Below are 11,606 nucleotides of genomic sequence, written 5' to 3'. Positions count from 1 at the left end.
GTGGCGGCGATCGGCGAGCGTTGGTGAGCGAGGCCGGTCCGGCGCGTCTCAGACGTCTGCTGCCGCGGACTTCTCGGAGGCGGCGTCGAGATCGGCCTCAGCGCCGGAGGCACGGGACCCGTCAGCCGTGCCGAGCGCCCCGGCGGCCTTCATGTCCAGCAGCACCATGGCGTCGTGGTCCGGGGTGCCGGGCTCGGCGCTGTACACCACGATCCGGGCGCCGTTCGCCTGGTTGACCTCCATCACCTCGTGGCTGAGGGTCATGGTGCCGACGTCGGGGTGCAGGAAGGTCTTTCGGCCGTTGCCGACGCGCCGGACGTCGTAGCGCTCCCACATTCGGCTGAACTCCGGGCTCTTGACCGCCAGCTCGCCGACGAGCGCGGCCAGTTCCGGGTCGTCCGGGTCGCTGCCGGCGACCGCGCGCAGTTGCGCGACGCAGTTGCGGGCCTTGGTCTCCCAGTCCGGCCACAGGCTGCGGGCCTGCGGGTGCAGGAAGGTGTAGCGGATCGTGTTGCGTTGCCGGGCCGGCCAGTCCGCCATGCCCGGGGTCAGATACAGGCCGCTCGGGTTGGTCGCGAGCATGTCGTTGGTGTGGCCCAGGAGGTAGGCCGGGCAGGGGCGGACGGACTCGAGGATCTGCTTCAGCGTCGGGCGCACTGTTCGCGAGGCTGCGGGGCGGGAGGGCACGCTGCCGCGTGCTGCCCGGGCCACTACCTCGCGCAGGTACGTCAGCTCCTCGGCGTCCAGGCGCAGTGCCCGTCCGAGCGCTTCTACGACGGCTGGGCTCGGCCGCGTTTCTTTTCCGCGCTCCAGACGGATGTAGTAGTCCATGCTGACCCCCGCGAGCGCCGCCAGTTCCTCGCGGCGCAGCCCCGGGGTGCGGCGGATCCGCTGGCCCGCCGGCAGCCCGAGGTCGGCCGGGGAGACGCCGGCGCGGCGGGCCCGCAGGAATCGGCCCAGTTCGGGTTGCTGCTCGTTCATGATTTCCAGGCTGCCAAGTCGGGCCGGGGGGTGGAAGACGCGAGGGGGGCCCTGTCACACCCCCGCTCGCGCACCCCTGAACAACGCGGCCTGCCTGTGGCGCGTGCGCTCTGGGACCTTGGTATCGCGGCCGTGTGACCTGCGGCCCGCAGAAGAGGGGAACCGAAGTGTCCATCACCACCAGTGGCCGGACCGGCCGCCGGACTGACGTGCCCGAAGCGGCTGGCTCGCGCGATCTGCCCGAACCGACAGAACTGCCCGAACTGCCCGAACTGCGCGGAGTCGCCGGGACGTCCGCCGCGGGCCGCACCGGCTCGCCGCGCCTCACCCTGTTCGCCGCCCTGCTCGGCTTCGTCATGATCGCCGTCGACGCCTCCGCGGTGAACGTCGCCCTCCCGGCCGTCGGCCGCGGCCTCGGCGGGTCCACCGCCGGATTGCAGTGGATCGTCGACGCCTACACGCTGATGTTCGCCGCGCTGCTGCTCTCGGCCGGCGCGTTCTCAGACCGCCTCGGTGCCAGCCGCCTCTACGCCGGCGGCGCCGTCGCCTTCACCCTGTCCTCCGTCGCCTGCGGCCTGGCGCCCTCGCTCGGCTTCCTGATCGGTGCCCGGCTGGTGCAGGGCAGCGCGGCCGCCCTGATGCTGCCGTCCTCGCTGGCCCTGGTGCGCCAGGCGTTCCCGGACGCGGCGGTCCGGGCCCGGGCCATCGCGCAGTGGACGATGGCCGGCGCCGCCGCCACCGCGGTCGGCCCGGTCCTCGGCGGCGCCCTCACCAGCTCGGTGAGTTGGCGCTCGATCTTCTTCCTGAACCTGCCGGTGGGGCTGGCGGTCCTGGCCGCGATGCGCCGCACCGCGCGCTCCGCGCGGCGTCCCGCTCCGCTCGACGTGCCGGGCCAGCTCGCGGCGGTCCTCGGCCTCGGCGCGCTCACCTACGGCGTCATCTCCGGCGGCGCCGACGGCTTCGGGCAGCCGCGGGCCTGGGCGAGCATCCTGCTGGCCGTGGTGTCCCTGACCCTGTTCGGGGTCGTCGAGCACCGTGCCGAGGAACCGATGCTGCCGCTGGGCCTGCTGCGCGATCGCGTCGTCGCGGTCTGCCTGGCGATCGGCTTCGTGGTCAACGCCGCCTACTACGGCCTGATCTTCGTCTTCGGCCTCTTCGCCCAGGACGTCCTCGGCCGCTCAGCGGTCGGCGCCGGCCTGGTCTTCATGCCGACCGCCGTCCTGTGCACGATCACCAACCTGCTGTCCGCCCGCGCCGCCGCCCGCTGGGGTGCCCGCACCCCGGTCCTGCTCGGCCAGCTCGCCTGCGCCGCCGGCCTGCTGATCCTCCTGCTGGTCAACGGCCACACCAGCGCCCTGACCCTGGCCCTGCTGCTGCTCCCGCTGGCCGGCGGCCTCGGGTTCGCAGTGCCCTCACTCACCGCGATGATGCTCGGCGGCATCGCCCCGGAGCGGGCCGGACTGGCCGGGGGAGTGCTCAACTCGTTCCGGCAGACCGGCGGCGCGCTGGCGGTGGCCGGGTTCGGGGCGCTGGTCGCGCAGCACGGCGGCTTCGTCAACGGCCTGCACATCAGCCTGCTGATCGCGGTGGTGCTGTTGGCGGTCACGACCTTGGCCACGCTGGCGCTGCCCAGGGTGCGGTAGTCAGGCTTCTGATGGTGCTTCGTTGCCGGCTCCAGGGTTGGTCTGATCTCGTTCAGACCAACCCTCTAGCCTTCAGCACGCGTCGCTCCAGCGGTACGAACAACACCTGGTTCACCGTGACGCCGACCGCCAGGATCAACATGATCGCGGCGAAGGCGCCGGCCATGTCGTTGCTGTCCTGCGCGTTCTTCAGCAGGAACCCGAGCGAGTGCCCAAGCTGCGCCGACTGCACGATGATCTCGGCCGCCAGCAACGACCGCCACGCGAACGCCCAGCCCTGCCGCAGCCCGGCCAGGTAGCCCGGCAGCGCGGCGGGCAGCAGCACGTAGCGCACCGAGGCCAGGCCGCGCGCGCCGAGGTTGCGGCCGACCCGCAGGTACATCGGCGGCACCTGATCGAGCCCTGATACCACCCCGACCGCGATCGACGGCACCGCGCCGAGCAGCACCACGGCGTAGAGCATCGACGGCTGCGGTCCGAAGAACATCAGCGCCGGCGGGACCCAGGCCACGGAAGGCAGCGACTGGAGGCCGGACAGGATCGGTCCGACTCCGGCGCGTACCGGCTTGAAGCGGCCGACCAGCAGGCCCAAGGGCGTGCCGATCACGAGTGAGGCGGCGAAGCCGACCGCGCCGTGCTCCACGCTGTGGCCGACGGCCGTCCACGCGTCGCCGCCGCTGAACGTCGCCTTGAGCGAGGTGAAGACCTCCGAGGGCCCGGGCAGCTTCCAGTCCGGCCAGATCTTCGCCAGGTACAACGCCTGCCAGACGGCCAGGATCAAGGCGATGGCGAGGATCGGCGGGTAGGCCGAACGCAGAATACGTATCAGCCTGCTGACTTCGTGCTCTGTCGTGGCGTCCAGCGCGTCGAGACCGGCCTCGACGGTCGCCAGCGTGTCGGCTGGCTCGGCGGTTCCGGCAGGCTTGGCGGTCCCGGCGAGCTCCATGGCGGCGGCGGCCTCGGCGGCCTCGGCGGTCCCGGCACCCGCAGCCGTCTCAGCGGCCATGGCGACTGATCTCCTGACGCAAGTGATCGGTGATCTCCACCGACAGGTCGGCGACGGCCTTGTCCTCGACCCGCCGCGGCTGCGGGATGTCCACGTACCACTCGTGCGCGACCCGGCCGGGCCGGCTGGACAGCAGCACCACGCGCTGCCCGAGCCGCACCGCCTCGCGTACGTTGTGGGTGACGAACACCACCGCGAGCCCGGTCGTCTCCCACAGCCGAATGAGCTCCTCGTGCAGCACGTCCCGGGTGATGGCGTCCAGGGCGGCGAAGGGCTCGTCCATCAGCAGGACCTTGCTGTCCTGAGCCAGCGCCCGCGCGAGCGCGACGCGCTGCCGCATCCCGCCGGAGAGCTGGTGCGGCCGCTTGTCATACGCACCGCGCAGCCGGACCAGCTCCAGCAGCCGCTCGGCCTCGGCCCGGCGCTCCCGCTTGCCGGAGCGGCCGCGCAGCCGCAGCGCCAGGTCGATGTTCGCCCCGGCGCTCAGCCACGGGAACAGCGCCGACTCCTGGAACATCAGCGCGGCCCGGCCGGACGGGACGTCGACCGTGCCGCCGGAGGGCTTGTCGAGGTCGGCGATCAGGTTCAGCAGCGTGGACTTCCCGCAGCCGGAGGCGCCGAGCAGACACACGAACTCGCCCGGCGCCACGTTCAGGTCGATGCCCTCCAGCACCGGGGCGCCGCCGTCGCGGAACGTCTTGCCGACCTTGGTCAGGCGCACCGCGGCTTCGGCGGTGACCGTGGTGCTTCCCGTTTCCGTCTCGACGGCGGCGGTCATGAGGTGCCCCCTGCTACTTTTGGCCCAAACCGGCGTCGGAGACGGCGCTCTGGCCGTTCTTCGTCAGCTCGGCGTTGAGGATCGACAGGTCGAAGATGCCGTGCAGATCGGTCTTCTTCAGCAGGTCCACGGCGACGGCGTGGTCCAGCGCGGTTTGCAGGGTGGACGCGTCGGGGTCGTTGGTGACCTTCTGCTCGGTGAACGACCGGGCGATCTCGGCGTCCGTCAGCGCCTTGCCGGTGAGCCGCTTGAGCTCGGAGTTCACCAGCTTCTGCGCGTCGGCCGGGTCGGAGGTGATCCAGGCGTTGGCGGCGATCTGGCCGTCGATCAGGGCCTTGACGGTCTCCGGGTGCTTCTTCAGGAAGTCGGTGGACACCACCAGGTTGGTGGTGGCGAACTGCCCGTTCGGCCACAGGTCCTTCTCATCGACCAGCACCTTCGCCCCGGCCTCGGCCACCAGCCGGGAGGCCCACGGCTCCGGCAGCCACGCGCCGTCGATGTGCCCGGCCTTGAACTGGTCCAGCGTGGTGGCGTTGTCCTGCGGGTCGACCGAGACGTCGCCGGTGCCGTCCGGGTTGGCGGTCAGGCCCTGCTGCTTGAGCCAGTAGCGCAGGGCGACGTCCTGGGTGTTGCCCTTCTGCGGGGTGGCCAGCACCTTGCCCTTCAGCTGCGCCGCCGAGGTGATGGACGGCTTGACCACCAGCTCCGCGCCGCCGGTCGTGGCGCCGGCGACGATCCGCAGCGCCTCGCCATGGGACTGTACGTAGGCTGACAGCGCCGACGAGGGCCCGACGTACGCGGCGTCCAACTGCCCGCCGAGCAACGCGGTCATCTCAGCCGGACCGGCGTTGTAGATCTGGGTCGAGAGCTTGGTGCTGCCCAACGCCTTGGCGAAGTCGCCGTGCGCCACGGCGACCATCGCGGTGGCGTGGGTGACGTTCGCGAAGTAGCCGAGCCGCAATTGCGAAGCCGCGGTTCCGCCGGAGGCCGCCGCGGCGGCTGACGAACCGCCCTTCGACGACGATGACGACGACCCGCACGCGGCGGCCGATACGGCGATCCCGGCGGCGATGCCCAACGCCGCGGCCGAGCGGATCAGAGTCTTGATGCGTATCACAGGAAGGCTCCCGAAAGGATCGCCGGGCAGGCCGGCGGGCAGCGGCTGAGGCGCTGCGCGAGAGTGGGGGGACGAGGAAGGATCACACCTGATCAAAGCCGGGGCGAACAGCAGGCGCTGGACAGCCGTCCGAAGTCGACGTACCGCCGACTGACTAGGGCTATTCCATCGCGGGACATGGCTAGAGAGTGGCACGGATTTCGAATTCGCGTCTATTTCCCGTCCAATATACGGACACTGAAAAGCGTTGGCGGGCAAGCATTTCTGAAGCAATTAGTTTCGGAGTCCGAATGTTTTTCCGTCCAACGGATCGCCGGCGGTCGCGGCCGGGACCGATCGGGGGGACGGCCCGCGCCGCGAGTGGGGCTGGCCCCATTCCAGGTGCCGCGGCCGCTCAGCAGAATCGATCACATGAAGCCCACGGCCCGACGTGCCGCAACCCTCGCCCTCACCTGCTCCGCCCTCGCCGCTTCGACCATCGGCGTCGTCGGCGGCGGCCAGGCTTTCGCCGCGAGCGCCCCGGCCTCCAGCACCACGACCGCGTTCCCGCCGCTGAACCGCGCCGCGCTCCAGGCCGCCATCCAGACCCGGCCCACCGACGGCGCCGCCGGCGCGATCGTCCGGGTCGCCGAGCCGGGCCAGCTCTGGCAGGGCGCCACCACCGACGGCGAGACCGGCCGGCCGATCCCGCCGAACGCGCACTTCCACATCGGCAGCATCTCCAAGACCTTCGAGACCGTCGTCATCCTGCAACTGGCCGCCGAGGGCCGGATCGACCTGGACCAGAGCGTCCAGCACTACCTGCCGGGCCTGCTGCCGGACACCTTCGCCCCGATCACCGTCCGCAACCTGATCACCTTCACCAGCGGCCTGCCGGACGTGGACGAAGGCGCCCCGGCTCTCACCGCCGACCAGACCATCGCCGACCGCTACGGCTACCGGACCTTCGACCAGATCATCCAGCAGACCCTGCGCCCCACCGGCCGCCCCTGGCCCGGCCCGCACTTCGCCCCCGGCACCGAGCAGGAGTACAACTCCCTCGGCTTCCGGATCGGCGGCGCGCTCATCGAGCAGATGACCGGCCACTCCTACCGGCAGGAGGTCACCGACCGCATCCTGCGGCCGCTGCACCTGACCCAGACCACCGTGCCCGAGGCCGACCCGGTGATGCCCAAGCCCTACCTGCACGGCTATATGACCGACGACGAGGGCGCGGCCGTGGACGTCAGCGAACAGGGCGGCGACCCGTCCAACATGATCTCCACCCCCGCCGACCTGGACCACTTCATCAGTGCACTGATGCAGGGCCGCCTCCTGCCCCCGGCGCAGCAGAACGAGCTGTTCACCCTGCCACTGAACAGTCAGGGCCAGCCGGTCCCGTTCGTCGGCGGCACCTCCTGCCCGAAGGTCGCCTGCTTCGGCGCCGGCCTGATGTCCACCCGGCTCCCGAACGGCGAGGTGCTGTGGGGCAAGACCGGCCACGACGACGGCTACGCGAACGGCATGTTCGCCACCCGGGACCTGTCGATCCGGGCCGTGTACTCGGTGTCCAACCTCAGCCTGGACTTCGGCGCGCCGACACCGTTGTCGAACCGGCTGATCGCGGCGGTTCTGGCCCCGGCGGTTCTGACCCCGGCTTCGTAGGGCGCGAGCCACGACCGCCGCCCGCATCGCCGGGCGGCGGTGTGCGCTGTGTGCGGCTCGGGTGGGCCAGCCCCCGACGAAACGGTCCGACCGCCGCATGCGAGACTTCCCCCATGCCACGCCGCATGAACTCCCTCCGCAGGTACACGGCCGTGGCCTCGGTTGCCGCCCTGGCCTTCACCCTGGCTGCTTGCGGGTCGGGGAAGAAGAATGCCGACAATCTTGGCTCGGTCAGCACTATTTCCGTAAAAGACCGCAAGCCTTTCCCGGAGCTTTCCGGCACCACCCTTGACGGCACCAAGCTCGACCTGAGCGCGTACAAGGGCAAGGTCGTCGTGATGAACCTCTGGGCGTCGTGGTGCGACGCCTGCCAGGCCGAGTCCCGGTACCTGGAAAGCACCTACGAGGCTTACAAGGACAAGGGTGTGCAGTTCGTGGGCATCGACGCCCGCGACGACTCCGGCCAGGGCCAGGCGTTCGTCAAGGACCAGCAGATCACCTACCCGAGCCTGGTCGACGGCGACGACGGGAGCCTGCTGGCCAAACTGGTCGGCATCACCTCGCTGGCCGCGCTGCCGTCCACGCTCATCATCGACAAGAACGGCGACCTGGCGTGGCGCGCGTTGCGGGGCATCGACTCCGCCGAGCTGTCGGCGGCGCTCGGCCCGGTTGTCGCAGAGAGCTGAGAGGCTGAGCTCAGGTCCTGAGCTGAGGGGCTGAGCCGAGCTGGGCTGGGGAGCTGACTGGGCTGAGCTTGGCTGAGCTTGGCTGAGGAGCTTAGCTGGGTTGGGCTGGGTTTGGCTGAGGAGCTGAGCTGAGCAGTTGGGCTGAGTTGAGCTGAGTAGCTGCCCTACTCAGAGCTCTGCGGCCCCAGTTCCTCCATCCGATAGCCGTTCGGGTAGCTCTGCGCCGTGCCGAGCGTGAGGTAGGGCTCGGTCCGCGGCGCCTTCCACGCCGCAACCGTGGCACGCACGCGTATCAGAGCACTGACAAGTATGCGGACCGGCAGCGCCGGGGCCGGCGCCCCGACGGCCTTGCGCAGCGCCGGTGTCAGCAGCGTGTCGGCGACCGGCCCGGCCAGCCCCTTGAGCCGGTCGGGCAGCCGGCCGGCGAACAGCCCGCGGGTGGCCGTCATCAGCGCCTCGGCGGCCGCGGTGGGCGCGAAGTGCTCGGCCTCGTAGGCGTCGAGGAGCCGCTCGAACCCGGCGTAGTCGGCCGGGATGTCGGTGACGTGCATCAACGCGCCCAGCCGCCGGTAGAACTCGACGGTCGCGGTGCGCTCGTGGCAGCACATCGGCCGCCACCCGGTCTGCTCGATCCACCGGGTCGGCACCACGACGAAGGTGGCCAGCACGTACCGGTAGTCCTCGGCGCGGATGTCGAAGCGGCGGTGGATCTGGCTCAGCCGCCGAACCCCCACCCGGCCCCGCTCCGACTCCAGACCGTGCGTGATCAGCTCGTACATCAGCAGCCCGGTGTCGTCCGCGCGCTTGCGCGTCCGCTCGGTCATCTCCCCGGTCGAGTACAGCAACTCGGCGATGGCCGGGATCCCGAACGTGCGGTAGAACGCCAGATTCAGCCCGAGCAACGTCTCCCAGCCGAACTCGTACTGCACGACCGTCCGGTAGATCTCCTCGTGGTCCGTGACCGGATCCAGGGTGCGGAGGTGCCGGAGGCGGGCCAGATCGCGGTTGCGCATGGCTGTGGACTCTACTGGCCGCGTGGCCGCCGCACTAAGTAAGGATCCTTATTTTCCGACGCGACAAGTCTTACGGATTGCGAAAGGCCCGCCCTCGAACGGTCCGGTCAGCCCCATCCCGTGGCAACGTCGGTCGAGCGCCGCGCCGGGGTGAGGCACCCCCCGGCGCGGCGTGACCGAAGCGATGTCCAGGAGGGGCAGGAGGGGCGGGGCGATGTCCGAAGGCTCGACCACGACCGGTGGCGTGTGGCCGGCGCGGGTTCCGCGTGCGGTGCGACGTGGCCGGGGGAGCGGTGCGGCGGTGTCGAGCGCGGTGCTGGTCGCCGTGATCGTCGCGGGCGTCGCAGCGTGTTCGAGCGGTGCGGGGAACGCCGGGGCGAGTGCGGCGGCCGCGCCTTCGTTGACGACGACCGGCACCGTGACCGGCACGACGACCATCGCCGAGCCGGTGCCTGCTTCGTCCGCCGGTGCCCCGTCGTCGAGCGCGGCGGCCGCGCCGTCGCCGCCGTCGCCGACGTCCGTCGTCTCGGTCGGGGCGGGGCAGCCGACCGGCTCGGCTCCTGGCGCCGCACCGAGTCAGAGCCCTCATTCGACCGCCAAGCCGCCGCCTCGTCCCTCCCCGTCGCTGTCGATGGGCCCGGCGACCCCGTTCGAGAACACGCACAGCGGCCAGTGCCTGGGCCGGACGTCCGACGTCCCGGGCACGCCGCTGAGCACAGCCGCTTGCGGCACCGCGGCGAGCCTGGGCTGGAGCATCGCCTCGGACGGCACGATCCGCGTCGGCGGCCTGTGTATGGACGCGGTGGGCACCCAAGGGGGCGCCTTGGTGCAGCTTGCCGGGTGCGGGACCGACCCCGCGGAGCAGTTCGTCTTCAGCGACGGCGAACTGGTCAACACCCGCGCCGCCAAGTGCGTCGACGACGAGTTCAAGGGAACGCAAGTCCGCCTGCAGCGGTGCGATGCCGGCACCGCGCAGATCTGGCGACATCTGTGAGACGTCCGGACAACGCGTCTGGATGAACGATCAACGAGGAGTGCGATTCATCATGAGCAAGAACTTCCGCCGCACGAGCCTGTCCATAGCCGCCGTCGCGTTCGGCTGTGCGGCCATCGCGGTGACTGCCGCCCCGGCTGACGCCGCGACCGCGGCCACTGCCAACGCGGCCACCGCCAACGCGGCCACCGCCAACGCGGCCACCCCCGCGTACAACGGCCACGGCTCCCACGCCGTCTTCGTGCAGACCGACAACACCGCCGGCAACCAGGTGGTCTCCTACCAGCGCGCCGCCGACGGCACGCTCACCCTGGCCCACACCTACGCCACCGGCGGTCTGGGCGGCGTGCTCACCGGTAGCGCGGTCGACCACACCGCCTCGCAGGGCGCGCTCACCTACGACGCCGCGCACCACCTGCTCTACGCGGTGAACGCGGGCAGCAACACGGTCTCGGTGTTCGCCGTGCACGGTACCGCGCTGACGCTGGACCAGGTCGTCTCCTCCGGGGGCACGTTCCCGGTCAGCGTCGCCGTGCACGGGGACGTCGTCTACGTGCTCAACGCCGCCGACGGCGCGAGCATCCAGGGCTACCGCGTGTCCCACGGCCGCCTCGAGCTCCGGACGGACTGGAACCGCCCGCTCGGTCTCGACGCGACCGGCACGCCGCAGTTCACCCACACCCCGGGCCAGGTCGGCTTCACCGGCGACGGCCGGCAGCTGGTGGTGACCACCAAGGCCGCGAGCAACGACGTGCTCGTCTACCGCCTCGGCTACGACGGCGCCGCGGCGCAGGCGCCGACCGTGAACTCCTTCCCCGGCACCGTGCCCTTCGCCTTCGTGAACACCGGACGCGACCAGATCGCCCTCGTCCAGGCCGGCACCAACTCGGTCGTGACCTACCGGGTCGGCGCCGACGGCACCCTGGCCCAGCAGTCGGCCTACGCCACCGGCCAGGCCGCCACCTGCTGGATCGCCCGCTCCGGCGACCTGCTGTTCGCCTCCAACGCCGGCAGCGCCACCGAGACGGGCCTGCGCGTCGGCACGCACGACGCCCTGACCGCCCTGGGCAACACCAAGACGGACATGGGCACCGTCGACGCCGCGGCCGCCGGCCACAACCTCTACGTCCAGACCGGCGCCACCGGCATCGTGGACGAGTACTCGATCGCTCCCGACGGCGCCCTGACCGCCATCGGCTCGGTCACCGTGGCCGGCGCGGCCGGCGGCGAGGGTATAGCAGCGAACTGATGCGGTAGCCGACAGTCGCGAACCCCGACACCCATCGCCCACGCCCCGACACCCATCGCCCACGCCCCGGCCCTCACCGACGGCCGGGGCGTGGGCGAATTCCCAGCTGATCCAGGTAGTTCCCCACTGGTCACCCGCCGCCATTCACCTACTATCAGCAATAGTACTGACCCGTAGCGCTGATGAGAGCCACCTCACATTCGAACGCCCTAGCGACAGGGTTCTCCGTCCTGCGAGGATCACGGCCACGCGATCATGAGAGCCCTCGTGTCGCGTCAGCGGGCGGCGTCGGGCGCTGCTCGTTCCTTCACATCGATGGGGAGCGGTGGAAGCGCGTGCGCTCATGGGCAGGACATCTCGTGCCTCGTGCCACGAACGGCTGGGCCGTCATCGGTTTCTGACTCCTCCACGAGCGGTGTCCATGCAGAACGAGTGGGGACTCGTTCGTAGGTGGGCATCGGAAGGGTCAGGAAGTGCGGGGCCGCTCTTCCGGGC

The 11,606-nt window shown here is 70.9% G+C and carries 10 protein-coding genes; 5 read left to right on the top strand and 5 right to left on the bottom strand.

Annotated features, from left to right (window positions below):
• Window positions 1-48 precede the first annotated feature (48 nt).
• The gene (locus tag IZR01_RS02840; RefSeq protein ID WP_194893108.1) at window positions 49-981 is read right to left on the bottom strand and encodes a helix-turn-helix domain-containing protein; all 933 of its coding nucleotides are present in this window, start codon (window positions 979-981) and stop codon (window positions 49-51) included.
• Between the two features lie 254 nt (window positions 982-1,235).
• On the opposite strand from IZR01_RS02840, the gene IZR01_RS02835 reads away from it, so the two are divergent.
• Window positions 1,236-2,624, top strand: coding sequence for an MFS transporter (locus IZR01_RS02835; RefSeq protein WP_438939686.1), 1,389 nt, complete (start codon window positions 1,236-1,238; stop codon window positions 2,622-2,624).
• Window positions 2,625-2,676: 52 nt separating this feature from the next.
• Here the strand turns inward: IZR01_RS02835 and IZR01_RS02830 are convergent, their stop codons facing one another.
• From IZR01_RS02830 to IZR01_RS02820, 3 genes are read right to left on the bottom strand one after another with little or no spacing between them, the layout of a single operon-like run.
• Window positions 2,677-3,630 (bottom strand): ABC transporter permease, encoded by a 954-nt coding sequence (locus tag IZR01_RS02830; RefSeq protein WP_228558847.1) that lies wholly within the window; start codon window positions 3,628-3,630, stop codon window positions 2,677-2,679.
• Complete coding sequence (locus IZR01_RS02825; protein WP_194922760.1) at window positions 3,620-4,408, bottom strand: ABC transporter ATP-binding protein; 789 nt, start codon at window positions 4,406-4,408, stop codon at window positions 3,620-3,622. The genes IZR01_RS02830 and IZR01_RS02825 overlap by 11 nt, the downstream gene beginning before the upstream one ends.
• Window positions 4,409-4,421: 13 nt before the next feature.
• Window positions 4,422-5,522: an ABC transporter substrate-binding protein gene (locus IZR01_RS02820; RefSeq protein ID WP_438939623.1), complete on the bottom strand. Its 1,101-nt coding sequence runs from the start codon at window positions 5,520-5,522 to the stop codon at window positions 4,422-4,424.
• Between the two features lie 414 nt (window positions 5,523-5,936).
• Between IZR01_RS02820 and IZR01_RS02815 the strand changes: the two genes are divergently transcribed.
• Window positions 5,937-7,169 (top strand): serine hydrolase domain-containing protein, encoded by a 1,233-nt coding sequence (locus tag IZR01_RS02815; protein ID WP_194922759.1) that lies wholly within the window; start codon window positions 5,937-5,939, stop codon window positions 7,167-7,169.
• A 113-nt stretch (window positions 7,170-7,282) separates the two neighbouring features.
• Complete coding sequence (locus IZR01_RS02810; protein WP_194922758.1) at window positions 7,283-7,855, top strand: TlpA family protein disulfide reductase; 573 nt, start codon at window positions 7,283-7,285, stop codon at window positions 7,853-7,855.
• A 164-nt stretch (window positions 7,856-8,019) separates the two neighbouring features.
• On the opposite strand, the gene IZR01_RS02805 is transcribed toward IZR01_RS02810, so the two are convergent.
• Window positions 8,020-8,868, bottom strand: coding sequence for an oxygenase MpaB family protein (locus tag IZR01_RS02805; RefSeq protein WP_194922757.1), 849 nt, complete (start codon window positions 8,866-8,868; stop codon window positions 8,020-8,022).
• Between the two features lie 214 nt (window positions 8,869-9,082).
• On the opposite strand from IZR01_RS02805, the gene IZR01_RS02800 reads away from it, so the two are divergent.
• Window positions 9,083-9,862 carry a ricin-type beta-trefoil lectin domain protein gene (locus IZR01_RS02800; protein WP_194922756.1) on the top strand — a complete coding sequence of 260 codons (780 nt, stop codon included), beginning with the start codon at window positions 9,083-9,085 and terminating at the stop codon, window positions 9,860-9,862.
• A 52-nt stretch (window positions 9,863-9,914) separates the two neighbouring features.
• The gene (locus IZR01_RS02795; RefSeq protein ID WP_194922755.1) at window positions 9,915-11,111 is read left to right on the top strand and encodes a beta-propeller fold lactonase family protein; all 1,197 of its coding nucleotides are present in this window, start codon (window positions 9,915-9,917) and stop codon (window positions 11,109-11,111) included.
• Window positions 11,112-11,606 lie beyond the last annotated feature (495 nt).

The sequence above is a fragment of the Catenulispora pinisilvae genome (genome assembly GCF_015356865.1).
GTDB classification, from domain to species: Bacteria; Actinomycetota; Actinomycetes; order Streptomycetales; family Catenulisporaceae; genus Catenulispora; species Catenulispora pinisilvae.
This window is presented reverse-complemented; position numbering and strand designations above follow the sequence as displayed.

Excerpts from the sequence above, each read along its gene's own strand:
- IZR01_RS02840 (WP_194893108.1), bottom strand. The coding sequence starts at position 981 with ATGAACGAGCAGCAACCCGAACTGGGCCGATTCCTGCGGGCCCGCCGC.
- IZR01_RS02830 (WP_228558847.1), bottom strand. The coding sequence starts at position 3,630 with ATGGCCGCTGAGACGGCTGCGGGTGCCGGGACCGCCGAGGCCGCCGAG.
- IZR01_RS02825 (WP_194922760.1), bottom strand. The coding sequence starts at position 4,408 with ATGACCGCCGCCGTCGAGACGGAAACGGGAAGCACCACGGTCACCGCC.
- IZR01_RS02815 (WP_194922759.1), top strand. The coding sequence starts at position 5,937 with ATGAAGCCCACGGCCCGACGTGCCGCAACCCTCGCCCTCACCTGCTCC.
- IZR01_RS02810 (WP_194922758.1), top strand. The coding sequence starts at position 7,283 with ATGCCACGCCGCATGAACTCCCTCCGCAGGTACACGGCCGTGGCCTCG.
- IZR01_RS02805 (WP_194922757.1), bottom strand. The coding sequence starts at position 8,868 with ATGCGCAACCGCGATCTGGCCCGCCTCCGGCACCTCCGCACCCTGGAT.
- IZR01_RS02800 (WP_194922756.1), top strand. The coding sequence starts at position 9,083 with ATGTCCGAAGGCTCGACCACGACCGGTGGCGTGTGGCCGGCGCGGGTT.
- IZR01_RS02795 (WP_194922755.1), top strand. The coding sequence starts at position 9,915 with ATGAGCAAGAACTTCCGCCGCACGAGCCTGTCCATAGCCGCCGTCGCG.